The organism is Thermostichus sp. OS-CIW-20 (genome assembly GCF_054061455.1).
In genome coordinates, this window is the sequence record NZ_JBSSEF010000001.1 from 21,400 (window position 1) to 44,758 (window position 23,359).

The window sequence follows — 23,359 nt, forward strand, 5'->3', positions numbered from 1 at the left end:
GGCTTTCCTCAAGCGGGGTAGCGCTGCTGCAGCAAGGCCATAGCCGAGGCCACGTTTTCGGCTCCCCGCTGTTCCAGCAGATCCGCGAACATGCTGTCGAGCCAAAAGACGCGCTCGCCGATGATCTGGGTCCAGGCGCGGTAGAGCTTCAGCTGGACTTCCAGGGGCAATAGGAGCAGCCCCTCGCGGGAGAGGCGCAGGGTTTGCACTTCGGTCAGGCTCACCGCGGTAAAGGAACGTCGCCGTCCCGTCAGCAAGGAAAGTTCCCCAAACACGCGCCCGGCATGCAGCGTGGCCAGCCAATAATCGCCGGGATGGCGCATGTACTGGCGACGCAGCTCCACGATCCCGCTGAGAACTACGTATAGGTCGCTACTGGGATCCCCTTCTTGGAAGATCACCTGGCCGGGGGAAAAGCGGCTGGGCAGTAGGGCAGCCGTCAATGCCTTCCACTCAGCATCTTCCAAAGACTGAAAGAGCAAGTGCTCGCGAACGCGCTCAAACGGATAACGGCTGCTGCTCATCGGGCAAGCGGCTGGAAGTGCTTGGGGCCAGCTCTGTTTCATCCTACCGTCACCCCACGTTTTGGGTAGGAGGGATCCCTGCAAAAGGCTTGGGCGAGACCCAACTGGGCCATTTTCCAACACGTAGAATTTTTGCCGGCCATGGCGCCGGCAGAAGTTCTGTCCAGGCAGGCTGTAGGGGGTTCTCAAAAAAGCCGCAGAAGCTCGGCAGTCATTCCCGGAAAGCGGCAAAGATGTATACAAATCTCAAATGGAGAAAGCTCTCTAGGGATCCCGATCGATGCAGCCTGGCTCAATTGTTTGCTGCCGCCACCGCGAGTGGGTGGTGCTCCCCGCTGATTCCGAAGAAGGGGTAGTGCTGCGGCCCCTTACTGGTACGCCAGAGGATGCGATTCACATTCACCGACAACTGATGAACCTTGTAGGCGGCACCTTGCCCTTTGAGCGCATCGAGCCGGCCTTCTTCCCGCTGCCCTGCGCCGACCGAGTTGCCGATGCTGCAGCCGCCCATCTCCTCTGGCAGGCAGCGCGGCTTATCTTGCGCGAGGGCGCCACTCCCTTTCGCTCGCTGGGGCGCATCTCCATCCGGCCCCGAACCTACCAGTTTGTGCCGTTGCTCATGGCGCTGCGCCTTGATCCGGTGCGGCTGTTTATTGCCGACGACGTGGGAGTGGGCAAGACCATCGAAGCGCTGCTGATAGCCAGAGAACTTCTGGATCGCGGCGAGATCCGGCGCTTTTGTGTCCTTTGCCCGCCTTATTTGTGCGAGCAGTGGGCCAGGGAGCTGGCCGAGAAGTTTCACCTCGAGCCGGTAGTTATCCGCTCGGGGACGGTAGGGCAACTGGAGCGGCAAACCCCGCTGGGACAGAGCCTCTACGAATACTTCCCGGTGCAGGTGGCCAGCATTGATTTTGTCAAAACAGAGCGCAACCGCCCTCAATTTTTACAGTTTTGTCCTGAGCTGGTCATTGCCGACGAAGTGCACGGTGCGGCAGCGGCCAGTTCCGGCAGAGCTCAGCAGGAGCGGCATGCCCTTTTGAGAGCCATTGCCCAAGCGCCCAACCGCCACCTGATTCTGCTGACGGCTACTCCCCACAGCGGCATCCCAGAGGCCTTCCGTTCCTTGCTGGGGCTGCTGCGGCCTGAGTTTGAGGCGTGGGACTTTCAGGATCTCACTGAGAGCCAGCGCCTCGAGCTGGCCCGTCACTTTGTCCAGCGCACGCGGCGGGACATTAAGGAGACCTGGCAAGAAACCGCCTGCTTCCCAAGCCGAGAAGCTGAAGATGAGACCTATGACCTTTCGCCCCGCTACCGCGAGCTGTTTGAGCGCACCTATGCCTTCTGCGCGGAGCTGGTGCGCACCGGCCAGCAGATGGAACAGCGGCGGCGGCGAGTACGCTACTGGGGGGCGCTGGCTCTTTTGCGCTGTGTCATGTCCAGTCCGGCAGCGGCCTTGGCAGCGCTGGCCAATCGCGGTGCAGGCTCCCGGGAGGAAGAAGCTGAAGAGGCCGAGGAGAGCTTTAGCCGCTGGGTGTTCGAGTCAGCAGAAGAGCGTACTGACGACGAATTACCGCTGCCAGCCCTCGAAGCAGCAGATCAAACTCTGCCCGACAGCGACCGCCGCCGGCTGCGCGAGCTCGCCCGCCTGGCTGGTCAACTGCGTGGCGTAGACCAAGACACCAAGCTGGCGCGGGCCATCGAGCTAGTGAAGCGGCTCCTCAAAGAGAGCTTTCACCCCATTCTCTGGTGCCGCTATGTGGCCACGGCGGAGTATCTTGCCGACCACCTTCGACAACACCTGGGATCCGCAACTCAGGTAGCCTGCGTAACCGGCCGCATGGGCGACGAGGAGCGGGAGGCCAAGATTGCGGAAATGGCCGTTGACCAGCCACGGGTGCTGGTGGCCACCGACTGCCTCTCGGAAGGGATCAACCTGCAGGAAAAATTGACAGCCGTCATCCACTACGACCTGCCCTGGAACCCCAACCGGCTGGAGCAGCGGGAGGGGCGGGTGGATCGCTACGGCCAACGGGCCCCCCGGGTCAAGGTCATTCGTTTTTTTGGGCGAGATAACCCTGTGGACGGCGTGGTGCTAAAGGTGCTGCTGGACAAGGCGCGGGAAATTCGCCGCACCCTTGGCACCCACGTGCCTGTTCCCGAAGCGAGTGAAAGCGTTACCCAGGCGGTGCTGGAGGCGCTTTTTTTGCGCCAGGGATCCGGCTCAGGGGAGCGCCAGTTGGAGCTGGATCTGGGGATGGCAGAGGTGAGCCGGTTTCACGCCCGGTGGGATCGCTCTGCCGAGCAGGAGCGGCGCAACCGCACCCGTTTTGCCCAGCGATCCCTCAAGCCTGAAGAAGTGCAGCGGGAACTGGAGGCTACAGACGCCGTGCTGGGGGATCCGCAGGCAGTACAGCAATTTTTTCTCGCTGCCGCCCAGCGCCTGGGCCTGGCCGTGATCCCTGACCGGCAGTCTGGAGTCTTCCAGGTCAACCTCAGCCGAGAGGGCACGGCAACCCTGCCGGAGGCCATTCGTTCAGCCCTGCCCCAGCCCAAGGGTGGACACTGGCGGATTAGCTTTGTCTCCCCCACGCCAGAAGGAGCGGAGTACGTTGGCCGCAACCACCGCCTCATCGCTGCCCTGGCCCACTTTTTGCTGGAGAAGGCTCTAGATAATCCTGAAGAGGCCGTCGTCTCCCGCTGCGGGGTTGTGCGGACGCGGGCTGTGGCCGAGCTCACCACCCTCTTGTTGCTGCGCGTGCGCTACCTGGTGGAGCAGCCGCTGGCTCAGCCTCTGCTGGCGGAGGAGGTGCTGGTGCTGGGAGGGGTTGGCCTGGAAAGAGGCGCAGCCCGCTGGCTGGAAACTGGGGCAGCGCTCCAGCTTTTGGCCAAAGCCACGCCAGATGCCAACCTGCCGCTCGCGGAAAAGCAGGAGTTGGTGCAGCATGTGCTAGACAGCCTCAGCCCCTGGCCGCCGACTGCAGAAAACTGGGGCCTAGGACACCCCCTTCAGCAAGGGATCCGGGAGGCCATTTGCCGGCGGGCTGGCGAGCTGGCTGATGCCCACAGGCGCATCCGACAGGCTATCTCCCAGCGCGTGCGCGGGCTGGAGGTTAAGCCGCAGTTTCCCCCGGATCTGCTGGGAATTCTTGTCCTACAACCTCTGCTGTCCAGATGAGCCAATTTCCTGCACTACGCCTTGAAGGGGGCCTCTTGGGGCCGGACATCCTGGAGCAGCTTTTGGCCGGCGAGCTGCCGGGCCAGAAGCCGAGAGACTTTGGGCTAGACGACAAGCGCAGCCTGACCGAGGAGATGGCCAGCGTCTTTGCCGATGCCCGCACCCAGTGGGAAGTTTTCCGCCGTCGGCTGGCCCGTCTGCCAGAAGGGGATCCGGCCACGTCGGTTACCCGCGATGCCTGGGTCATTCCCTTTCTCAGCCTTCTGGGCTACGAGCTGCGCTACAACCAGCGGGCCTACGAGATTGACGGCGCCACCTTTGCCATCTCCCACCGAGCTGGCGAAGCAGAGGACGCTCCGCCGGTGCACATTGTGGGGGTGCGCCAGGAGCTGGGACGGCTGGCTCCTACTGGCAGGCCGCGTCTAGCCCCTCACTCGCTGCTGCAGGAGTATCTCAACCGCAGCGAGCACCTCTGGGGCATCGTCACCAACGGGCTGATCCTCCGCCTGTTGCGAGACAGCACCTTTGTGCGCCGGCAGGCCTATGTGGAGTTTGACCTGCAGCAGATCCTGGAGGAGCAGCGCTTTAACGACTTTGCCATCCTGTTTCGCCTGTTGCACCGCAGCCACCTGCCCCAAAGGGCGGAGCAGGCGCGGGAGTGTTGGCTGGAGAAGTACTACCAGCAAGCTCTGGAACAGGGGGGGCGAGTCCGCGAGCGGCTGCGGGATGGGGTGGAAGAATGCCTCAAGGGCTTGGCCAACGGCTTTCTTGCCCATCCCAAAAACTCCCAACTGCGGGAGCGGCTGGCCTCTTCTGGATTGAACCGCCTCACCCCGGAGGAGTTCTACCGACAACTGCTGCGGCTGGTCTATCGCTTTTTGTTTCTCTTGGTCTCGGAGGAGCGGGGGCTAATTAGCGCCAGTCCTCTCTACCGGGATCACTACGGCGTGGGTCGGCTGCGGCAGCTTTTGGAGCGGCGGAGCGCCTTTACGGAACATGAGGATCTCTGGTGCAGCCTGCGAGTGCTCTGGCGGGTGCTCTCCCAAGAGGAGCTGGCCCAGCTTTTGGGGGCTGCTCCTCTCAACGGAGAGCTGTTTGCCCCTCTGGAGCTGGATGAGTGCAGCCTGAGCAACCGGGATCTGCTGCAGGCCTTCTGGCATCTGGCCTACTACCGAGAAAACGCGACCTCCCCGCCGCGCCGGGTTAACTATGCCGCTCTCGATGTGGAAGAGCTGGGATCCGTCTACGAAAGCCTGCTCGACTACCGGCCCCAGATCTTGTTTACTGCGCAGGCGACGCCTCAGTTTGAGCTCAGCTACGGCTCCGAACGCAAAAGCACCGGCTCCTACTACACCCCGCCAGATCTGGTGGCGGAACTTGTCCGCTCGGCCCTAGAGCCGGTGCTACAGGAGCGGCTGAAGTCTGCAGCCAGCCGCGAGGAAAAGGAACGGGCCATCCTCTCGCTGCGAGTTCTGGATCCCGCCTGTGGCTCTGGACATTTTCTCCTGGCGGCTGCCCGGCGTCTGGGCAAGGAGCTGGCCAAGGTTCGCACCGGGGAAGACGAGCCTGCCCCTGAGACCGTGCGCGAGGCCATCCGCGACGTGGTGGCGCACTGCATCTACGGCGTGGACAAAAACCCGCTGGCGGTGGAACTCTGCCGCGTGGCCCTGTGGCTGGAGGCCCACTGCGCCGGCAAGCCCCTCACCTTCCTGGATCACCACATCAAGTGCGGCGATTCGCTGGTGGGTGTCTTGGATTTGGCGATTTTGGAAAAGGGCATCCCCGATGAAGCCTTTACCCCGGTTAGCGCTGACTCCAAGGAGGCTGCCCGCTCGCTAAAGCAGCGCAATCGCACCGAGTGCCAGAGTTTGCAAACAGGGCAGCTTTCCCTTGCTTTTGACACTGACCAGGTGGTGGCTGAGCTTAGCCAGGAGCGACAGAAGCTAGAAGCCATTCCAGACAACTCCCCGGCAGAGGTTAGCCGCAAGCAGCAGCTCTACAGCCGCTACTGCCAAGACCCGCAACACCAAAAGCTAGTGGAAGCCTGCAACCTGTGGACAGCCGCTTTTTTCCAGCCCTTGATCCCTGACTTCTCTAGGGCCATTACCACCCAAGCCGTGGCTGATCGACTGCAGGAGAGAACCCCCTCCCAGGCCCTTGCCACTGCTCAGGCCCTCGCCGTCGAGAACCGGTTTTTCCACTGGCCGCTGGAGTTCCCGGAGGTGTTTGAAAGTGGCGGCTTTGATGTGATCCTCGGCAATCCACCCTGGGAACGCATCAAGTTGCAGGAAGAAGAGTTCTTTGCCAGCCGCAATACCGCCATTGCTCGGGCTCCGAATGCCGCCGCCCGCAAACGGCTGATCGCCGACCTACCCAAGACCAACCCCGCCCTCTGGCAGGACTACCAGCGTGCCCTGCACGGCGCCGAAAGCACCAGCCGCTTTTTACGGGGCAGTGGTCAATATCCCCTCACCGGGCGCGGCGACATCAACACCTACTCGGTCTTTGCCGAACGGGTGCGTAGCCTGCTCAGCCCCCGCGGACGGGCCGGCATCATCATTCCTACCGGCATTGCCACCGACGCCACCAATCAGTTCTTCTTCGCCGATCTGGTGGAAAAAGGGCAACTGCTCAGCCTGTTCGACTTTGACAATCGTGAAAAGTTATTTCCGTCGGTTATTTCACTAATGAAGTTTTGCTTGCTCACGATCTGCGGGACAGGCGATCCAAAACGACAGATTCATTTCGCATTTTTCTGCCACCGTCCTGAAGATATACGGAATCCGTTGAAACTTTTGCCTCTGGCACCACACGACTTAGCCGTCATCAACCCCAACACCCGCACCCTGCCGGTCTTCCGCACCCGGCAAGACGCCGACCTCACCCGCGCCATCTACCAGCGCGTGCCGGTACTGGTGAACGAACGCACGGGTGAAAACCCTTGGGACGTGCGCTTCATGGCGATGTTCCACATGTCCAACGACTCGCACCTCTTCCGCACCCGTGCAGAGCTGGAAAAGCAAGGTTACCGGCTGGTGGGGAACCGGTTTGTGCCCTCACCCCCTAGCCCCCTCTCCCACGCTGCGGGAGAGGGGGAGTACAAGTTACCCAGGGCCAGCCGGGAACTGATTGCCAGGGCGCGGCAGTTGCGTCGCGAGGCGACGACCGCCGAAAGCCTGCTCTGGGAATTGTTGCGTGACCGTCGGCTGCTAGGCCGAAAATTCCGGCGTCAACATCCGATTGGACAATTCATCGCTGACTTTTTCTGTGACGATGCCCGCCTGATCATTGAGATAGATGGCGCCGTGCACCGCGAACCCACTCAGCAGGAACGCGACCGTTTGCGGGAGGAAATCCTGCGCGAACATGGCTTTGCCATTCTGCGCTTTACCAATGAGCAGATATTCGACCACACAGAACAAGTCCTCCAAGAGATTGCTGCCTATGTCACTGCCCATTCCTACGAGCATCCATCCCCTCACCCCCCGTCCCCCTCTCCCCAAGCTTGGGGAGAGGGGGAGAAAGGGGGTGAGGGCTACCTCCCCCTCTACGAAGCCAAGATGATCTGGCACTATGACCACCGCTACGGCACCTATGAGGGCGTGCGCGACCGCTCCAGCACCCAACTGCCCACGCCTGATGAGCACCAGCACGCCGACCCGCACTTTGTTGTCCAGCCCTGGTACTGGGTGCCCGCCGAGGCGGTGCAAGCCCGCCTGGAGGAGTGGCGACGCGGCTGGCTGCTCGGCTTCCGGGATGTGGCACGTTCTACGGATGAGCGCACCGCCATCTTCAGCCTGCTGCCGAGGGTGGGGGTGGGACATAAAGCACCCCTTATCTTCCCTGAATCCCAATCTGCTGTGCTTGTTACAGCATGGTTGGCAAATTTCAGCAGTCTGGTCTTGGATTTTGTCACTCGCCAGAAAATTGGCGGTACTTCGCTTGGATTCTTCATCCTCCGCCAACTCCCCGTCCTGCCGCCCTCCGTCTACACTGCCGGAGATTTGCGCTTCATCGTCCCGCGCGTGCTGGAACTGGTTTACACCGCGTGGGACATGAAACCCTTCCCCGACGACGTATGGCGAGAGGCAGACGAAGGATTGCGGGCTGTGATTAGACCTCACCCCCCGACCCCCTCGCCCGCAGCACTGGGTGAGGGCTTCCCCTTCCCGCCGTTCACCTGGAACGAGGAACGCCGCGCCATCCTCCGCGCTGAACTGGATGCGTACTACGCCCGGCTCTACGGCCTCACCCGCAAGCAACTGCGCTACATCCTCGACCCGGCAGACCTCACCGAACGCGAACTGGAAGACATACTCGACCCGCGGGAAGAGGTGGCAGACCCGCTCGAGCCGGCTGGCTACGCTACCCGCGCTGCTGCTAGCACCTTCCCCGGCGAAACCTTTCGCGTGCTCAAGGAAAAAGAAATCCGCCAATTTGGCGAGTACCGCACCCGGCGGCTGGTGCTAGAGGCATGGGAGAAGCTGGCGCAACACTAATCATTATGCGTAAACAGGGGAGCTTCCCATGCGGACTAACGTTGTCTTGGATGACGAGCTGATCGAGTTGATCGAGCGGGCTCGCCAGCTAACCGGCCTCAAGACCAAGCGCGAGATAATTCACGAAGCGCTGCGCACCCTCATTCGGCTCTACGAGCAAGCCGAGATCCGCAACTTACGCGGCAAGTTGAAATGGGAGGGAGATCTGCACGAGCAACGCCTCTCCTCTCCCTAAGATCTCCCAGCCCAAGCCTCAGGGCGATCCTCTTGCAGTCGCTAGAACACCTGCTAGGCTTAACCTAGCCAAAATGGCTTTGGAGAGCCCCGATGGCCACCATTTTTGACCTGCACGAGAGGGTTCTAAAGGACTACGCCAATTTCGTCCGCTCCTTTTTTCTCATTGCCGACCCACGGGCACAGGCGTTTGTAGACCAAGCCCTGGAAGAAGGGATCCACCTCTGGCCAGAGCCGCTTGTGCAGCTTAGCCCTGCCTACGTAGCCGGCCCAACCGTTGATGAGTTGGCTGAAACGGGGCGGATTACTGAAGAAACAGCCCGCATCTTCCGCTTTGAGGATAGCAGACCCTTCCGCCTCTACCGCCACCAGGAGGAAGCTGTTGCCAAGGCCCTAGCAGGCAAGAGTTTTGTCGTTACCAGCGGCACCGGCTCTGGCAAAAGCCTTTGCTACTTCTTGCCCATCATTGACAACTGGATTCGCCAGGGGGGATCCCCACACCAAGTAACGGCCCTGGTGGTCTATCCCATGAATGCCCTGGTGAACTCCCAATACCAGGCCCTGCAAACCCTGCGCGAACGCTACGAGCGACGCTACGGTCGCCCTTTTCCCCTGCGCTTTGCCAAGTACACCGGGGAAACTGCAGAAAGCGACCGGGAAGATCTGCGCCGGGATCCACCCCAGCTCCTGCTGACCAACTACGTGATGGCCGAGCTACTGTTGGTGCGCCCCGAAGATCAGCGCTTCCTCAGCCCCAACGGCCTGCGCTTTCTGGTCTTTGACGAGCTGCACACCTACCGGGGTCGGCAGGGGGCCGACGTGGCCATGCTGGTTCGCCGCCTCAAGGGACGCTGCGCCGCCAAGAACCTGGTGCACATTGGCACCAGCGCCACCATGATCTCCCGCCCCGAGGCCAGTGCCCTGGAGCGCCGCCAGACCGTGGCCGACTTCGCCAGCCGCTTCTTTGGCCATCCCTTCACACCGGAGCAGATTATCGAGGAGACCCTGGCCCCTTTGAGCGAAGGTGGCCCGCCTTCACCTGAAGAGCTCAAACCCGCCCTCGATCCCCCCTGGCCCACCGACCTAGCTAGCCTGCGCCGCCACCCCTTGATGCGCTGGTTGGAGTACGAGCTGGGCCTAGAGTTAAGTCCCGACGGCATCAAGCGCCGCGTGCCCAGGGAGCTCTCCGAGGTGGCCGCCCAACTGGCCCAACTGACCGGCACCGCTAGCGAAAACTGTGCGGCAACGCTGCGCCAGTTCCTTGCCCACGCCAGCAGCCTCAAAGACGACCGCAGCCGAGGAGTGGCCTTCAAGCTGCACCAGTTTATCTCCCAGGGCCGCACCCTCTACGCCACCCTGGAGAGTCGGGAAAAGCGGCAATTTTCCCTAGAAGGGCAGATGCAGGCGGGGGAGGGCAAGCTCTTTTTCCCCGTCAAGTTCTGCCGCCAGTGTGGGCAGGACTACTACCACGTCCTCAAGTCCAGGGATCAGTTCCTGCCCTATCCCGTGGGAGAAGAGGTAGAGCAGGACGAAGACCAGCAAGCCGGTTACCTGAGCTTGGATCCTCTTGACAACGAGTGGTCGCTGGAGCAGATCCCCGAAGACTGGTACACCCCTGAGGGCAGACTCTGGCCCAACTGGGGAAAGCGCGTCCCCCAAGCGGTCTGGGTGCGCCCGGATGGCTCCTTTTCCGAGTACCCCCAGGCGGAGGCGCAGAAGATGTGGTGGCAGCCCCAGCCCTTTTCTCTTTGCCTAGCTTGCGGCGAGTACTACAGTGGCCGCGAGCGGGAGTTTGTCAAGCTGGCTTCCCTCTCTAGCGAAGGCCGCTCCAGCGCCACCACCATCCTTGCCACCTCCCTGCTGCGCCATGCCGAGCAAACCCAGGCCGCTTGCAGCAAGCTGCTGACTTTTACCGACAACCGCCAGGACGCCTCCCTGCAGGCCGGCCACTTCAACGACTTTGTCCACGTGGCCCTTTTGCGGGCCGCGCTCTATGCTGCCCTGCAGGAGAAAAAAGAGCTGGACTTCTCAGAGGTAGCCCCGGCAGTGGTGCAGGCCTCAGGCTTGAGCCTTGCCGACATTACCCAAAACCCCGATTTGGATCCCCAGTCTTCCCTTGCTCAGGACGTTTGGCAGACCTTTACAGACCTGACAGAATACCGTCTCTACGAAGATCTGCGGCGCGGCTGGCGGGTCACCCATCCCAACCTGGAACAGGTGGGGCTGCTGAAAATCGAATACCGCGGGCTCAAAGAGCTTTGCCAAAGCCCTGCCCTGGCTTCCCTTCACCCCTGGTTTGGCCAAGCAACCGTTGGCGAGCGAGAGGGCCTGCTGCGGGCCGTATTGGATCAGTTTCGGCGGAAATTGGCCATCGATGTCCGTCTGCTCGAGAAAGAACCCCAGAGAACGCTGCGCCGGCGGGCCGAGCAACATCTCAACGAGTTTTGGGGCCTAGAAGAGTACGACGAGCTGCGGACGGCCACCTGGTTTGCCCGCCAAAGCTGCGACGGAAAGGACATAACAACTTTCAGCCTGGGCCACCGCAGCGCTATTGGGCGCTTTCTCATCAAGTATCTCGAGCTGACCAGAGAAGCTTACGACGAGCTTCTGGGATCCCTGCTTTCTCTCCTAGTTAGCTACGACCTGCTGCGGCGCCACTCGGAGAATGGCCAGGAAGCCTACCAGCTCAACGCTGGCTGTCTGCGCTGGTGCCTGGGCAATGGCTCGCCGCCGCCAGATCCTCTGTATTCCCGCCGGGCCGAGCAGAGCGGCTACTCCTCTGCCCGCCGCCCCGTTAATCTCTTTTTCCAGCGCCTCTACCAGGCCGGGGCAGCAGGGCTGGGATCCCTGGAAGCCAGAGAGCACACCGCCCAGGTGGTCCAGCCGGGGGAGCGGGAGCGGCGAGAGAGACGCTTCCGCAATGAGCCCGGGGAGCGCCGCCTTCCCTACCTCATTTGCTCTCCCACCCTAGAGCTGGGGGTCGACATTGCCGATCTGGATCTGGTGCACCTGCGCAACGTTCCCCCAACGCCAGCCAACTACGCCCAGCGCAGCGGTCGGGCCGGTCGCCAGGGGCAGCCGGGGCTCATCCTCAGCTACTGCGGCGCCTTCAACAGCCACGACCAGTACTACTTTCGCCGCCGGGCCGAAATGGTGGCTGGACGGGTGCGACCTCCCCGCCTGGACTTGGCCAATGAGTCGCTGCTGCGGGCCCACATCCACGCCGTCTGGCTGGCCCAGGTGCGCTTGCCCTTGGGCAACTCCATCGAAACGGTCATCGACTTGGATCGGCCAGAGTTGCCCCTGCGGGAAGAGGTGGTTGCCTCCATCCAGCTAGGGGAGGCAGCCCGCCAAGAGGTGGCAGAGCGGGTGGAGGCGCTCTTGGCTGCTGACCGGGAAGTGCTAGAGCGCAGCGGCTGGTTTAGCCGGCGCTGGATCCAGCAGGTTATTGAAGAAGCCCCCCGCGCCTTTGACCGCGCTTTTGACCGCTGGCGGGAGCTCTATCGGGCCGCCACGCAACAGTTGGAAGCCGCTAACCAGCAACTGCAGACGGCTCGCCGCCGGGAAGACCAGCAGGAAGCCAGGCGCCGCCAGCAGGAGGCTCTGCGCCAGCGGAACCTGCTGTTGCAAATCGATACCCAGCGGGAGGAAAGCGACTTCTACCCCTACCGCTACCTAGCCAGCGAGGGGTTCCTGCCCGGCTACAACTTCCCCGCCTTGCCCGTGCGCGCCTGGGTGCCCCGCGGCAGCGAAGGGGAGTTCATCGCCCGGCCCCGGTTTTTGGCCATTCGCGAGTTTGCCCCCCACAACTTCCTCTACCACGAGGGCTGCCAGTGGGAATCGGTGGCCTTTCAGGCTCCGCCCGGCGGCCTGGAGGAGCGCAAAAGCAGCCACAAGCTCTGCTTTAGCTGTGGGGCCTTTGGGGATCCCTCCTTGGATTGCTGCCCCGTCTGCGGTACCCGCTTCGATGGGCAAAATAGCCTTTTAACGCAGCTTCTGGAAATGCCTAATGTGCGCATGCGGCGCCGGGATCGCATTACTGCCGACGAAGAAGAGCGGCGGCGACAGGGATACGAGCTGCAGACTTTCTTTCAGTTTGCTCCCGAAAGTTCGGGCTACCGCGTCCAGGAAGCCGACGTGCTAAGGGGCGAAACTCCCTTGCTGCAGTTGCGCTATGCCCCAGCCGCCACGCTACTGCGCATCAACTCCGGCTGGCGGGGCAGTGGGGGGCGAGGTTTCCTGGTCAACTTTGACAACGGCGAAGTCCCTTCTCGAGCTCAGCTGGAGGGCCATAGAGCCAGCTCGTCTAGCCAGATGTCCTTGCAGCCCATCCGCCTGGCAGTGCGCGCTACCCAAAACCTCTTGCTGGTGCGGCTGGTTCAGCCCAGCGGGGGGAACCTGCAGGCGCTAGAAACGACCCTGCGCTACGCCCTCAAGCGGGGGATCGAAGAGACTTTTGAGCTGGAAGAGACGGAGCTGGCGGCCGAGTCCATCGGCCAGGGATCCCATCGGGCCCTGCTGTTCTACGAGACGGCAGAAGGGGGAGCCGGCGTCCTGCGGCGGCTGGTGGAGGAACCCCAGGCCCTTGCCGAAGTGGCCCAGGCGGCGCTAGAGATCTGCCACTTCCAGCTCTCAGAAGCCGGGATCCAAGACCTGCGGCCCGAGTGCCGCGCAGCCTGCTACGAGTGTCTGCTCAGCTACGCCAACCAACGGGAGGCGCTGGAGCTCGACCGATACAAGATTCGAGATCTTCTGGGGGAGCTGGCCCATAGCCGCACCGAGCTGCGTCCCCTGGGCCGCTCCCGCCAGGAGCACCTGGAGTGGCTGCGCCAGCTCATCGATCCCCGCTCGGAACTGGAGCGCCCCTTCCTGGAGCTGCTGGCTGAAGGGGGCTATCGCCTTCCCGATGAGGCCCAGAAAGCCCTCGCCGAGCCCCGCTGCGTGGCCGACTTCTTCTACGATCCCAACATCTGCATCTTCTGCGACGGCGCAGTGCACGACGATCCCGCCCAGGCTGCCCAGGATCGCCAACTGCGCTCTCAGCTTTTGGGGCACGGCTACCGAGTAATTGCCCTGCGCTACGACCAAGACCTGCGGGAGCAACTGGCTCGCTACCCAGAGGTGTTTGGCAAGGGCAACTAATCCTGCTGGTGGGAAAACAGGTAAGCTCCCACCAGGGCCAGGATGGCCGCCAACCCTGCCAGCACCGCCACGGTGTACCAAGGGAACTCCGCCAGGGGCTGGTAGGCGGCTGCCCGCATGCCGATGCTGGCGTAGGAAAGGGGCAGGCAATAGACCAAGACCTGCAGGTAACTTGGCAACTGACTGGGATCAAAAAACGTGGCCCCCAGAAAGGACATGGGCGTAATCAGAAAGTTAGTCAGCACCCCCACACTCTCCAGGCTGGGCACCTTCAAGCCGGCGATTACCCCAATGCCGGCAAAGACGGCGCAATCCAAAAGCAGCACCAGCAGCGACAGGGGATGGAGCAGGCCCCAAGCACCGGTGCCCAGCACCCCCACCGCCAACACCCCCAAAGCCGTGAGCAAGCCGCGGACAATGCCCGCCAGCACCTTGCCCAAATGCAGCGCCAGCGGGTGTACCGGCAGCAACAGCAATTCCTCAAAGCTTTTGGTAAACAGCCGCGATCCGCAAATGGAGAAGGTGGTGCCGGCAAAGCTGATGGTCATGGCCGAAAGAGCCACCATCCCCGGCAAAATGAAGCGCAAGTAAGAACCGGCTACGGTGGTTCCGGCCACGTCGGCCAAAGCCTCGGCCCGCAGGGATCCGCCCAGCCCGACCCCAAAGGCGACGATGTAGATGAGGGGGGCCACCAGCCCCGAAGCCACCACCTGCCAGACCCGCCCGCGCAGATCCAGCCAGTCGCGCCAGAAGATGGTTAAACTGTCTTCCCAGATTTGCCGATAGGGTCGGTGCAAGGCCTGGTTCAGCATAGATGTTCCTCTTGCCAGCGCAGCTAGTAGCCGTAGTAGTTGGAGCGCCACGACCGCCACCAGGCCACCGGCAGCGCCAGCGCCTTGCTCAGGGTAGACACATAGGCGCGGGTGCGAAACACCTGGTAGTGGTTGCGCTCAATGGCGTTGAGGATCTGCCGGTAGAGCATCAGAGATGCCGCCACCGGCCAGCGGGAGTCCGGCTGCAGCGTGGGGATCCCCCGTTCCGCTTGGGCATAGAGCTCTCGAGCCCGCCGGATCTCGTAGTCCATCAGGGCCATCCAGCGCTCGTCGATGACGTAGTTAAACAGATCCCGCTCCGAGTAGTTGAAGCGGCGCAGATCCTCTAGAGGGAGGTAGATCCGCCCGCGGCGGGCATCTTCCCCCACATCGCGCAAGATGTTGGTCAGTTGCATGGCGATCCCCAGCGCCACCGCCTCCTCGCGGCCATCCCGGCCCGGCACAAACCCCATGATCTCCGAGCACATCAGGCCCACTACCCCGGCCACCCGGTAGCAGTAGACCCGCAGCTCTTCCCAAGTGGCATAGCGCCGAATGTCCAGATCCATGCTCTGCCCCCGCAGCATCTCGCGGAAGGGCTCAATCGAGAGGCGGTAGGTGCGGATGGTGTGGATGAGGGCCAGGTCGGTGGGAACTTGCGGCTCCCCCCCCTGGAACAAAGATTCCAGGTGGGATCCCCACTGCTCCAGCTTGCTGCGGGTGACCTCCACCTCAGCCTGGCTGGCCTCCAGCCCGTCCAGCAGCTCGTCCGTCTGTCGCAGCCAAGCATAGATAGCCCAGATGGCCCGCCGCTTAGGTCGGGGCAGGAGCAGGGATCCCAAATAGAACGTCTTGGCGTGCTTGGCCGTAATCTGGCGACAGAGGGCAAAAGATTGCTCCAGCGGACTCATCGGGCTTATCTCCAGGGGCGCGGGGCCAGATGGGGACAGCGAGGGCACATCTCAACACTACGGGAAAGCGGACAGGCTGGATAGCCCAGACGCTCAAGTTCCAGGAAATTGCCTTTCGGCGGCATTAAACCCCTGCTGTCGCCAAGCTCGCAGGCGAAGCAGAAGCTGGCTGAGACGGGATCCCTTTGCTGATGGCCTCAGCCGCCCACTTGCCGGAGAGGATAGCCCCCTCCATGCTGCCCAGAAAGGGCTGCAAGGTGTAGCTGCCGGCCAGGAAGAAGTTGGGAATGGGGGTGACTTGGGTGGGGCGGTATTGCTGCCGACCTGGCGTGGCTTTGTAGACCGAGCGCGGCGTTTTCACCACCACCCATTTGCGCACCCGCGCGGGGTTGGGGCCGGTGAGGTGCTGGGGGAAGAGTTTTTTCAGCTCCTCCAGCGTGGCGGCAAAGATCTCCTCATCGCTGCGCTCGATCCACTCGGCAGCCGGGGCCAGCACCAGCTCCAGCATCGAGCGCTTTGGATCCGCATAGGCGCGGCAGGTGTTGCTCATGTCGGCATACACGCTCAAGAGCGGCGAGCGGGAAAAGAGCGAGTGGTCGATGTGGGTGAGCTTGCGGTCAAACCAAATCTGCAGGCTGATCACCGGCACCCCTTCCAGCTCGCGCAGTTGCTGGAAATAGGGCATTTCCCACCACCGAGCCGGCAGCAGCTCCTTGAGCGCATCCACCGAAAGGGCCGACACGTAGGCGTCGGCAGTGACCTGCAAGGGCCCGGCAGGGGTGGCGAAGCGGAAGCCAGCCACGCTGCCATCGGGGTTGAGGTCGATGGCCTGCAATGCCGCATTCAAATGCACCTGGCCGCCGCGGGCCACGATGGAGTCCACCATCGGCTGGCAAAGCCGCTCCGGCGGGGCGCCATCCAGATAGGCAATCTTAGAGCCGTCCTTTTGCCGCAAAAAGCGGTTCAGAGCCGTCAGGGGCACCATGGCCGAGATCTCGTCCGGGTTGATGAACGCCAACGCCTTGGAGACGGCAATGAAAATATCCGTGTTGACCCGCTCATCGATGCCCTGCCGGCGCAGCCATTCTAAGAGGCTGTAGCGATCCATCTGCTCCACGTAGCGCTGGCCGCGCACCATGGCCGGCACCAGCCCCAGGGCAAATTTCACCTTTTCGCTCCAGGTGAGCATGTCGTTGTTGCGCAGGATGCCGACAATGGCGTTAAAGGGAGCGGGAATGTCCGGCAGGTCAAAGCGGGAGTAGGTGCCCGGCTTGTCCGGCTGGTTGAAAATCAAGCTGTGTTCCTTCCACTGCAGGCGGTCGGAGATGCCCAGCTCCCGGAACAGTTGCAGGGTGTTGGGGTAGGCGCCGAAAAAGTTGTGCAGCCCCGTCTCGATCCAGTCCCCGTCGGCATCTTTCCAGGCGGCCACTAGCCCCCCCAGCACCTCCCGCCGCTCAAACAGCAGCGGCTGATGCCCGGCATCACAGAGATACTTGGCACAGGCCAGCCCCGCCAGCCCTCCCCCAGCAATGGCAACACGCATGATGATGACGATCAAGCAACACTTTCATTCTATTTGCAAACCGTTACAATCGCTCAGGCCGCAGGCAGGGAGGAGAGGATTTCCAGAGCCCGGGTTTCCCGCCGGGATCCGATCCCTGGTAGGATACGGGAGAAAAACTAGAAAAAAATTCTCTTGGCTCCAGGGGGAGGGACGACGATGGCCAAACAAACACTGGGATCCCTGCTGTCATCCGGCTTTGATCTCAAGGGCAAGCGTGTGCTGGTGCGGGCCGACTTCAACGTCCCTCTGGATCCCCAGGGCAACATCACCGACGACACCCGCATTCGCGCCTCCCTGCCCACCATCCAAGCCTTGGCCCAGGCGGGCGCCAAGGTCATCCTCACCAGCCACCTGGGCCGCCCCATCCAGAAAGACAAGGCGACCGGCGCCATCCAGATCGCCCGCGAGGGCAATAGCCTCGCCCCTGTGGCCGTCCGCCTTGCCCAGCTCCTGGGCCAGCCGGTGGCCTTTGCCCCCGATTGCATTGGCCCTGAGGCCGAAGCCGTGGTCAGCTCTCTGGAAAACGGCCAGGTGGCCCTGCTGGAAAACGTCCGCTTCCACCCCGAAGAGGAAGCCAACGATCCAGAATTTGCCCGCAAGCTGGCCTCCCTGGCCGACTGGTTTGTCAACGACGCCTTTGGCAGCGCCCACCGCGCCCACGCCTCCACTGCCGGCGTCACCGCCTACCTCCAGCCCGCTGTGGCCGGCTACCTGGTGGAAAAGGAGCTGCAATTTTTATCAGGCGCCATCGAGAACCCCCAGCGACCGCTAGCGGCCATCATCGGCGGCTCCAAAGTCTCTACTAAGATTGGCGTCATCGAGCGCCTGCTGGAAAAAGTGGACAAGCTTCTGCTGGGCGGCGGCATGATCTTCACCTTCTACCAAGCCCAAGGGATCCCAACCGGCAAGTCTTTGGTGGAAACCGACAAGCTGGATCTGGCCCGCTCCCTGATGGAGAAGGCCAAAGCGCGGGGCGTGGAGCTGCTGCTGCCGGTGGACGTGGTGGTCGCCGATAGGTTTGACAAAGACGCCAACGCCCAGACGGTTTCCATCCACGCCATTCCGGAAGACTGGATGGGCCTGGACATCGGCCCCGAATCGGTCAAAGCCTTCCAGGCCGCCCTGCAAGGGTGCAAAACCGTAGTCTGGAACGGGCCGATGGGTGTGTTTGAGTTCGACCGCTTTGCCGCTGGCACAGAAGCCATTGCCCGCACCCTGGCCGACCTCACCCAGGCCGGTGCCATCACTATTATCGGCGGCGGCGACTCGGTGGCGGCTGTGGAAAAAGTGGGCCTAGCCGACAAAATGACCCACATTTCCACCGGCGGCGGCGCCAGCCTGGAGCTGCTGGAAGGCAAAGAGCTGCCCGGCATCGCCGCCCTTAGCGAAGCGTAGGGTAGCTCGGCTCATTAACCCAAAAGCAGCAAAAAGCAAAAAAGTAGGGGCTGAGTTCAGCCCCTCTTTTAATCTGCTCGGCGCAGATGGCCGCAGCAATGGCGAGACGGGATCCGGCTTAGTGCATCACCACTTTAACGTTGGCGTTGTTCAAGCCAGGGCGCTTCACCTCGGCCAAGGTCTTGTTGACGGCGTACTTCTGGTTGATGGAGTTGATCAACTCGGTTTGGTTGTGCTTCTTGGCCACGCCCCACAGATCGGCGATCAGGTCGTAGGAACCGTCGGGGTTCTTGGACCAGCCCAGATCGTAGTCGCCCTCCAACTGGGCCACGATGTCGGCACGAACACGCTGGCCGTTGTAGCCACGCACATCGGCGTTCAGCTTAACGGTGTAGCCGAGATCGCGCAGGGAGTTAACCAGGATCTGGCCATCGGTGATCTTGGTGCGCAAGGTGCTAAAATGAGACATGGTGTTTCTCTCCTTTGTGTATGTGTAGGGGTTGGAACATCAACACAAACAATGGGCAACGCCTAGCGGGGAAGGTTGAGCTTTAGCCGTCTCTGCCTCTGCCAAGGCGATTCTGGCCTTTCACCCCCCTGCTAGAACTCCAGCCGCTGGTACTCGGCTACAGAGGCTGCTGCAGGCCGAGCCCGCTGCTGGGCCCATTCCCTCAACGCTACCACTTGCTCCGTCATGGTGCGAGATAGCGGTTGAGTTGCTTTCGTTGCTGCCAAAATGTCCAGTTGGGTAAATTCGCGGTTCTGGGCAAACGCTTCGTACATGGCAGCAATCAAAACTTGTTCGATCTCCGCGCCGGAGAAGCCCTCGCAGGCGGCGGCTAGCTGGCGCAGATCAAAGCGGCTGATGTCGCGCCGCCGCTTCTTCAGGTGGATCCGGAAAATCTCCATGCGCTCGTTAATGTTGGGCAGATCCACGAAGAAAATCTCGTCAAAACGGCCTTTGCGCAGGAATTCGCCCGGCAGGCGATCCACGCGGTTGGCCGTGGCCATGACAAACACCGGCGAGCGCTTCTCCTGCATCCAAGTGAGAAAGGAGCCAAAGATACGACTGGAGGTGCCGCCGTCGGAGTCGCTGGAACCTGCCGCTCCGGCGAAGGCTTTGTCCAGCTCGTCGATAAAAAGGATGGCCGGCGCCAGCGATTCAGCAGTGCGCAGGGCGCTGCGCAGGTTGGCCTCCGACTTGCCGACCATAGAGCCATCGTAGACCCGGCCCATATCCAGGCGCAGCAGCGGCAGGCCCCAGAGGCGGGCGGTGGTCTTGGCGATCAAGGACTTACCACAGCCAGGTACGCCCAGAATCAAGAGTCCCTTGGGCTGAGGCAAGCCATAGGCGCGGGCCCGCTCGGTAAAGGCCTCAGAGCGCTGCAGCAGCCAGCGCTTTAACTCCTCTAGGCCGCCGACGGCGTCGATGGTCTCGTCTTCTTCGATGAATTCGAGGATGCCGTTGCGCCGGATCAGCTGCTTTTTCTCAGAGAGGATGATATCCACCTCTGCCTCGCTGAGGCGGCCGTGCATCACCACCGCCTTGCGGTAAACTTTTTCCGCCTCGTCTTGCGTTAGGCCAAGGGCTGCCTTGACCAGCTTTTCCCGCGCCTCAGGGCTCAGGGATCCGCCGCGGGGAAGCTGCTCCAACTGCCGGTTGAGGGTGCGCTCCAGGGTGGCCATGTCCGGCAAGGGAAAGTCCACCACGCAAATGTCTTTTTCCAGCTCGACGGGAATTACCTGCACCGGCGACATCAGCAAGATGGTTTTGTGGGATCCCTTCAAGCTGGCGATGGCATCGCGCAGCCAGCGTTTGACTTCGGTGTTGTCCAAAAAGTCGTGCAGATCTTTGAAGACGCAGATGGCGGGATCTTTTTGCTCCATCACCCACTGAATAGCCGGCTGGGGGGATTGGGTGTTGTGCTGGGTGAGGCTGCGGGGGTTGCCGTATTCAACAATGCCGTGGGTAACCGTCCAGACAAACAGGCGCCGCTGCGGCTTGAGGGTGCGAGCGATCGCCGCCAGAGCTGCCTCCGCCCGTTCTTCCTCTGGAGTGACCAGGTAGAGCAGTGGGTATTGAGCTTGGATGAGAATGCTGAGCTCTTGCATGGGAAACACCAACTGCGCGGAGGGAAATCTAAGCGAAACCGACAGAAAGGAAGGAAAACGGCGTCTGGAGTTTGCCTGTCTTCAAAGTACTTGAGATATCCTGACTTGCTCTTTACTAACCCTTGTTTTATACCCCTCCTGTCTGCTCAAGCTCACAAAGAGGCATACCTTTGAAACAGCGCAAAAAGCCTTAGCAGGGCACCAGCTCGTCTTGTCGTTGCTCTTCGGAGGCCGAGGCCGCTCCCCAGTATTCCGGCTCCACCTCTTCGAGGATGGCTTCAGAAGCGGACTGCTGGTGAAGCGAAACCACCTCCCCATTGCGGATGACAAACGGATGGCCGCACTCAGGGCAGCGGTGGACGCGGTAGGCGCTGCCTTGCACCCCTTCGATGACCTCCGGGTGAAGCAGGTAGAAGGTGAGGGCCTTCTCCGCTACTGCCGACATCGGCTCCCGCTCCACGGCAGCCCGAATCTTCAGATTCCGGTGCAACTCGGGTGGGAGATACAACGTCACCTTTTGCTTGGCCTCTGCGCCTTCCACAACCTCTGGCCGCTGACTCATGGCTAACTGTTTCTCGTTGCATGCCGGACTTGCGGTTCATGATAGCTAGTCTGCCGCCTTGACAGCAAGTTTTTAATAATCTGTAACAATTTTCTCGGGAATTGCTCAGGCTTGCGGAGATCGCTTGCCGGCGGAGTAGGCTAAGTAGGAGACTCAAAGCGGAACGAGCAGTCCCCATGGAACGCCTGATCAACACCTTCAGCAAAAACTTCTCCACCTGGAGCCGTCGGTTTCTGGTGCAGGCCGGCGACGGTTTGGCCAGCCTGAAAGACACGGCTTTAGATAATGGCAATCTGCTCCTCTGCAAAGCCCGCATCGCGCTTGCGGATGCCAGCTTCACCACCCTGCGGGCGCTTCGGTCTCGCTTTGGTTCTGGTCGCTAGCTGCCCAAATCTTGCAGCCGGTAGAGGTGGGCGTAGAGCCCGTTGAGGGCCATGAGCTCGGCGTGGGATCCCTGTTCTTTCAGTTCCCCTCGCTGCAGCACGAGGATGCGATCCACGTGGCGGATGGTGGAGAGGCGGTGGGCGATGATCAGGGCGGTGCGATCCCGCAGCAGGGTTTCCAGGGCGGATTGGATCAGGGCCTCGGTGCCCACATCTAGGCTGGCGGTGGCCTCGTCCAAGACCAAGATTTTCGGATCCCGCCACAGGGCCCGCACAAAGCTGATGAGCTGTTTTTGGCCGCTGGAGAGGTTGCTGCCCCGCTCCCGCACGGGGGTGGCGTAGCCCTGGGGCAGATCGCGGATGAGCTCGTGCAGGTGGAGTTGACGGGCCACCCGCTCCACTTCTGCCAGCTCGCCCTCCTCTCCTAGAGTGATGTTTTGCTGGATATCTCCAGAGAACAAGAATCCATCTTGCAGGATCACGCCCAGGTGACGGTGCAGCTCGGCCTGAGGCAGGTGGCGAATGTCCACGCCGTCGATGCGGATGCAGCCGCGAGTTACTTCGTAAAGGCGGCAAAGTAGGCGAATGATGGAGCTTTTGCCAGCGCCGGTGGGCCCCACGAGGGCGACCTTTTCGCCGGGGCGGATGGTGAAGCTGAGGTCTTTGAGCACCCACTCGCCGGGGTTGTAGGCAAACCAAACATGCTCGAACTGCACCTCTCCTTTGGCGGTTGGGGGCAGGTGGCGGGGGCTGACGGGATCCCGGATGGCGACGGGCAGGCGGAGGATGTGGTCGATGCGTTCCACGGCGGTGAACCCCGCCTGCAGGGCGGTAAACTTTTCCGCCAACTGGCGCAGCGGGTTGAAAAAGCGCTGGGAAAAGAGGATGAAGGCGTAGAGGCTGCCGAAGGTGAGAGGTTCTCGGGGCAGGGATCCCAGCCACTCCCCCCTGCCGGCTGCCAGCACCTGCTGCCCGCCCACCCAGAGGAGAGCGGCCACCGCCAGCCAGGCAACCCACTCCAAAACGGCGGAAAGGGCAGCGTCGTAGAGGATGGTCTGATCCACCTCTTGGATGTAGCGGCGGTTGATGGTTTGAAAAATCTCGCTGTTGAGCCGCTCCCGCCGAAACAGTTGCACCACGGCAATGCCCAAGACGTTTTCCTGGATCCAGGCGTTGAGCTTAGAGAGCTCTTCCCGCACGCGAAAGTTGGCATCGCGAAAGCGGCGCTGCAGCTCGACCACTACAGCGCTGGCTGGCAGGACGATGAGGATCAGCAGCAGGCCCAGATCCCAGCGCTGGCTGAGCATCACCACCCCGATTACCAGCAGGGTAAAGAGGTCGCTGACGATGCCGACCGCGCCGGTGGAAAACACATCTCCCAAGGCCTCCACATCGCTGGTGATGCGGGTGATCAACTTGCCCACCGGGGTGCGATCGAAAAATTGGGCCGGCAGGGCCAGCACGTGGGCGAAGAGATCGTTGCGGATGTCGCGGGTCATCAACTGCCCCAGCTTCTGGCTGCTATACCCTTCCAGGGCCTGAAAAACCCAGCGGGCCAGCAGGGTGAGGATCAACAGGCCCGCGTAGGGCCAGAGGCCGGCGAGGATCCCACTGTCGCCTTGGGCAAGCGCTTGGGCGATGGGGCCGTCCAGGGCCCGCTGCAGGATCAACGGCTGCACCGCATCGGCTAGGGCCAGGGGCGGCAAAAAGGCCAAGGCCGCCAACAACAGCTTCAGGTGCCGACGGGCATAGGGCCAGAGCAGCCGCAGCAGCCGCCAGTCGCTGCGGGGATCCCTACTCAAATCGGCATCGGGGGAAGAGGTGGCAAGGCTCACGGACTTACACCCAAAAAGATGAAGACGACTCATGGAGAGCCCTGATCTACTCTAAGCTCTCTCCCTGATGAGGCTTGGCCCTCACCCCCGTCCCCTCTCCCTCTGGGAGAGGGGGGTTGGGGGCGCCGCTTGTTGCTAGGGGACAGATGGAAAACCGGCAGTTTCAGGGCCTGCCGGGGCAGGTTTCAAAGAGGCCTAGAAGACAAGCCTT

The 23,359-nt window shown here is 61.9% G+C and carries 14 protein-coding genes; 6 read left to right on the top strand and 8 right to left on the bottom strand.

Annotated features, from left to right (window positions below; translation table 11 throughout):
• Positions 1 to 8: 8 nt before the first annotated feature.
• Entirely contained in the window at positions 9 to 524 is a 516-nt protein-coding gene (locus ACVWXC_RS00115) for a cyclic nucleotide-binding domain-containing protein (protein ID WP_011429233.1), read from the bottom strand.
• Positions 525 to 804: 280 nt separating this feature from the next.
• Here ACVWXC_RS00115 and ACVWXC_RS00120 point away from each other — a divergent pair, with 280 nt between their 5' ends.
• The 4 genes from ACVWXC_RS00120 to ACVWXC_RS00135 all read left to right on the top strand — a co-directional run bounded on the left by ACVWXC_RS00120 (position 805) and on the right by ACVWXC_RS00135 (position 13,574).
• On the top strand, positions 805 to 3,699 hold the full coding sequence (locus tag ACVWXC_RS00120; RefSeq protein ID WP_099812524.1) for a helicase-related protein: 2,895 nt from the start codon (positions 805 to 807) through the stop codon (positions 3,697 to 3,699).
• Positions 3,696 to 8,198: a DUF559 domain-containing protein gene (locus ACVWXC_RS00125; protein WP_457391549.1), complete on the top strand. Its 4,503-nt coding sequence runs from the start codon at positions 3,696 to 3,698 to the stop codon at positions 8,196 to 8,198. The genes ACVWXC_RS00120 and ACVWXC_RS00125 overlap by 4 nt, the downstream gene beginning before the upstream one ends.
• A 28-nt stretch (positions 8,199 to 8,226) precedes the next feature.
• Positions 8,227 to 8,433 (top strand): type II toxin-antitoxin system VapB family antitoxin, encoded by a 207-nt coding sequence (locus tag ACVWXC_RS00130; RefSeq protein WP_011429230.1) that lies wholly within the window; start codon positions 8,227 to 8,229, stop codon positions 8,431 to 8,433.
• Between the two features lie 92 nt (positions 8,434 to 8,525).
• Complete coding sequence (locus ACVWXC_RS00135) at positions 8,526 to 13,574, top strand: DEAD/DEAH box helicase (protein WP_457391551.1); 5,049 nt, start codon at positions 8,526 to 8,528, stop codon at positions 13,572 to 13,574.
• Here ACVWXC_RS00135 and ACVWXC_RS00140 read toward each other — a convergent pair.
• From ACVWXC_RS00140 to pds, 3 genes are all read right to left on the bottom strand, one after another.
• Positions 13,571 to 14,386 carry an ABC transporter permease gene (locus tag ACVWXC_RS00140; RefSeq protein WP_457391553.1) on the bottom strand — a complete coding sequence of 272 codons (816 nt, stop codon included), beginning with the start codon at positions 14,384 to 14,386 and terminating at the stop codon, positions 13,571 to 13,573. The genes ACVWXC_RS00135 and ACVWXC_RS00140 overlap by 4 nt on opposite strands.
• A gap of 23 nt (positions 14,387 to 14,409) precedes the next feature.
• Positions 14,410 to 15,297 (bottom strand): phytoene synthase, encoded by an 888-nt coding sequence (locus ACVWXC_RS00145; protein WP_041438059.1) that lies wholly within the window; start codon positions 15,295 to 15,297, stop codon positions 14,410 to 14,412.
• Between the two features lie 124 nt (positions 15,298 to 15,421).
• The gene (gene pds, locus ACVWXC_RS00150) at positions 15,422 to 16,840 is read right to left on the bottom strand and encodes a 15-cis-phytoene desaturase (RefSeq protein ID WP_011429226.1); all 1,419 of its coding nucleotides are present in this window, start codon (positions 16,838 to 16,840) and stop codon (positions 15,422 to 15,424) included.
• Between the two features lie 177 nt (positions 16,841 to 17,017).
• Between pds and ACVWXC_RS00155 the strand changes: the two genes are divergently transcribed.
• Positions 17,018 to 18,256, top strand: a complete 1,239-nt coding sequence (locus ACVWXC_RS00155; protein WP_457391556.1) for a phosphoglycerate kinase — start codon at positions 17,018 to 17,020, stop codon at positions 18,254 to 18,256.
• Positions 18,257 to 18,374: 118 nt separating this feature from the next.
• Here ACVWXC_RS00155 and ACVWXC_RS00160 read toward each other — a convergent pair whose 3' ends face one another.
• The 3 genes from ACVWXC_RS00160 to ACVWXC_RS00170 form a co-directional block, all read right to left on the bottom strand.
• Positions 18,375 to 18,725: a DUF1257 domain-containing protein gene (locus ACVWXC_RS00160; protein ID WP_011429224.1), complete on the bottom strand. Its 351-nt coding sequence runs from the start codon at positions 18,723 to 18,725 to the stop codon at positions 18,375 to 18,377.
• 131 nt (positions 18,726 to 18,856) lie between these two features.
• The gene (gene ycf46, locus ACVWXC_RS00165) at positions 18,857 to 20,368 is read right to left on the bottom strand and encodes a stress-responsive protein Ycf46 (RefSeq protein WP_011429223.1); all 1,512 of its coding nucleotides are present in this window, start codon (positions 20,366 to 20,368) and stop codon (positions 18,857 to 18,859) included.
• Positions 20,369 to 20,558: 190 nt separating this feature from the next.
• The gene (locus ACVWXC_RS00170; protein WP_099812529.1) at positions 20,559 to 20,930 is read right to left on the bottom strand and encodes a hypothetical protein; all 372 of its coding nucleotides are present in this window, start codon (positions 20,928 to 20,930) and stop codon (positions 20,559 to 20,561) included.
• A 176-nt stretch (positions 20,931 to 21,106) separates the two neighbouring features.
• Between ACVWXC_RS00170 and ACVWXC_RS00175 the strand changes: the two genes are divergently transcribed.
• Positions 21,107 to 21,313 carry a hypothetical protein gene (locus tag ACVWXC_RS00175; protein WP_041438058.1) on the top strand — a complete coding sequence of 69 codons (207 nt, stop codon included), beginning with the start codon at positions 21,107 to 21,109 and terminating at the stop codon, positions 21,311 to 21,313.
• Here ACVWXC_RS00175 and ACVWXC_RS00180 read toward each other — a convergent pair.
• Entirely contained in the window at positions 21,310 to 23,148 is a 1,839-nt protein-coding gene (locus tag ACVWXC_RS00180) for an ABC transporter ATP-binding protein (protein ID WP_011429221.1), read from the bottom strand. The genes ACVWXC_RS00175 and ACVWXC_RS00180 overlap by 4 nt on opposite strands.
• Between the last annotated feature and the right edge of the window lie 211 nt (positions 23,149 to 23,359).

What these genes read in the sequence shown, in the direction of transcription:
- ACVWXC_RS00120 (WP_099812524.1), top strand. Translation starts at nt 805, where the DNA reads ATGCAGCCTGGCTCAATTGTTTGCTGCCGCCACCGCGAGTGGGTGGTG.
- ACVWXC_RS00160 (WP_011429224.1), bottom strand. Translation starts at nt 18,725, where the DNA reads ATGTCTCATTTTAGCACCTTGCGCACCAAGATCACCGATGGCCAGATC.
- ACVWXC_RS00135 (WP_457391551.1), top strand. Translation starts at nt 8,526, where the DNA reads ATGGCCACCATTTTTGACCTGCACGAGAGGGTTCTAAAGGACTACGCC.
- ycf46 (WP_011429223.1), bottom strand. Translation starts at nt 20,368, where the DNA reads ATGCAAGAGCTCAGCATTCTCATCCAAGCTCAATACCCACTGCTCTAC.
- ACVWXC_RS00130 (WP_011429230.1), top strand. Translation starts at nt 8,227, where the DNA reads ATGCGGACTAACGTTGTCTTGGATGACGAGCTGATCGAGTTGATCGAG.
- pds (WP_011429226.1), bottom strand. Translation starts at nt 16,840, where the DNA reads ATGCGTGTTGCCATTGCTGGGGGAGGGCTGGCGGGGCTGGCCTGTGCC.
- ACVWXC_RS00140 (WP_457391553.1), bottom strand. Translation starts at nt 14,386, where the DNA reads ATGCTGAACCAGGCCTTGCACCGACCCTATCGGCAAATCTGGGAAGAC.
- ACVWXC_RS00170 (WP_099812529.1), bottom strand. Translation starts at nt 20,930, where the DNA reads ATGAGTCAGCGGCCAGAGGTTGTGGAAGGCGCAGAGGCCAAGCAAAAG.
- ACVWXC_RS00125 (WP_457391549.1), top strand. Translation starts at nt 3,696, where the DNA reads ATGAGCCAATTTCCTGCACTACGCCTTGAAGGGGGCCTCTTGGGGCCG.
- ACVWXC_RS00175 (WP_041438058.1), top strand. Translation starts at nt 21,107, where the DNA reads ATGGAACGCCTGATCAACACCTTCAGCAAAAACTTCTCCACCTGGAGC.
- ACVWXC_RS00145 (WP_041438059.1), bottom strand. Translation starts at nt 15,297, where the DNA reads ATGAGTCCGCTGGAGCAATCTTTTGCCCTCTGTCGCCAGATTACGGCC.
- ACVWXC_RS00155 (WP_457391556.1), top strand. Translation starts at nt 17,018, where the DNA reads ATGGCCAAACAAACACTGGGATCCCTGCTGTCATCCGGCTTTGATCTC.
- ACVWXC_RS00115 (WP_011429233.1), bottom strand. Translation starts at nt 524, where the DNA reads ATGAGCAGCAGCCGTTATCCGTTTGAGCGCGTTCGCGAGCACTTGCTC.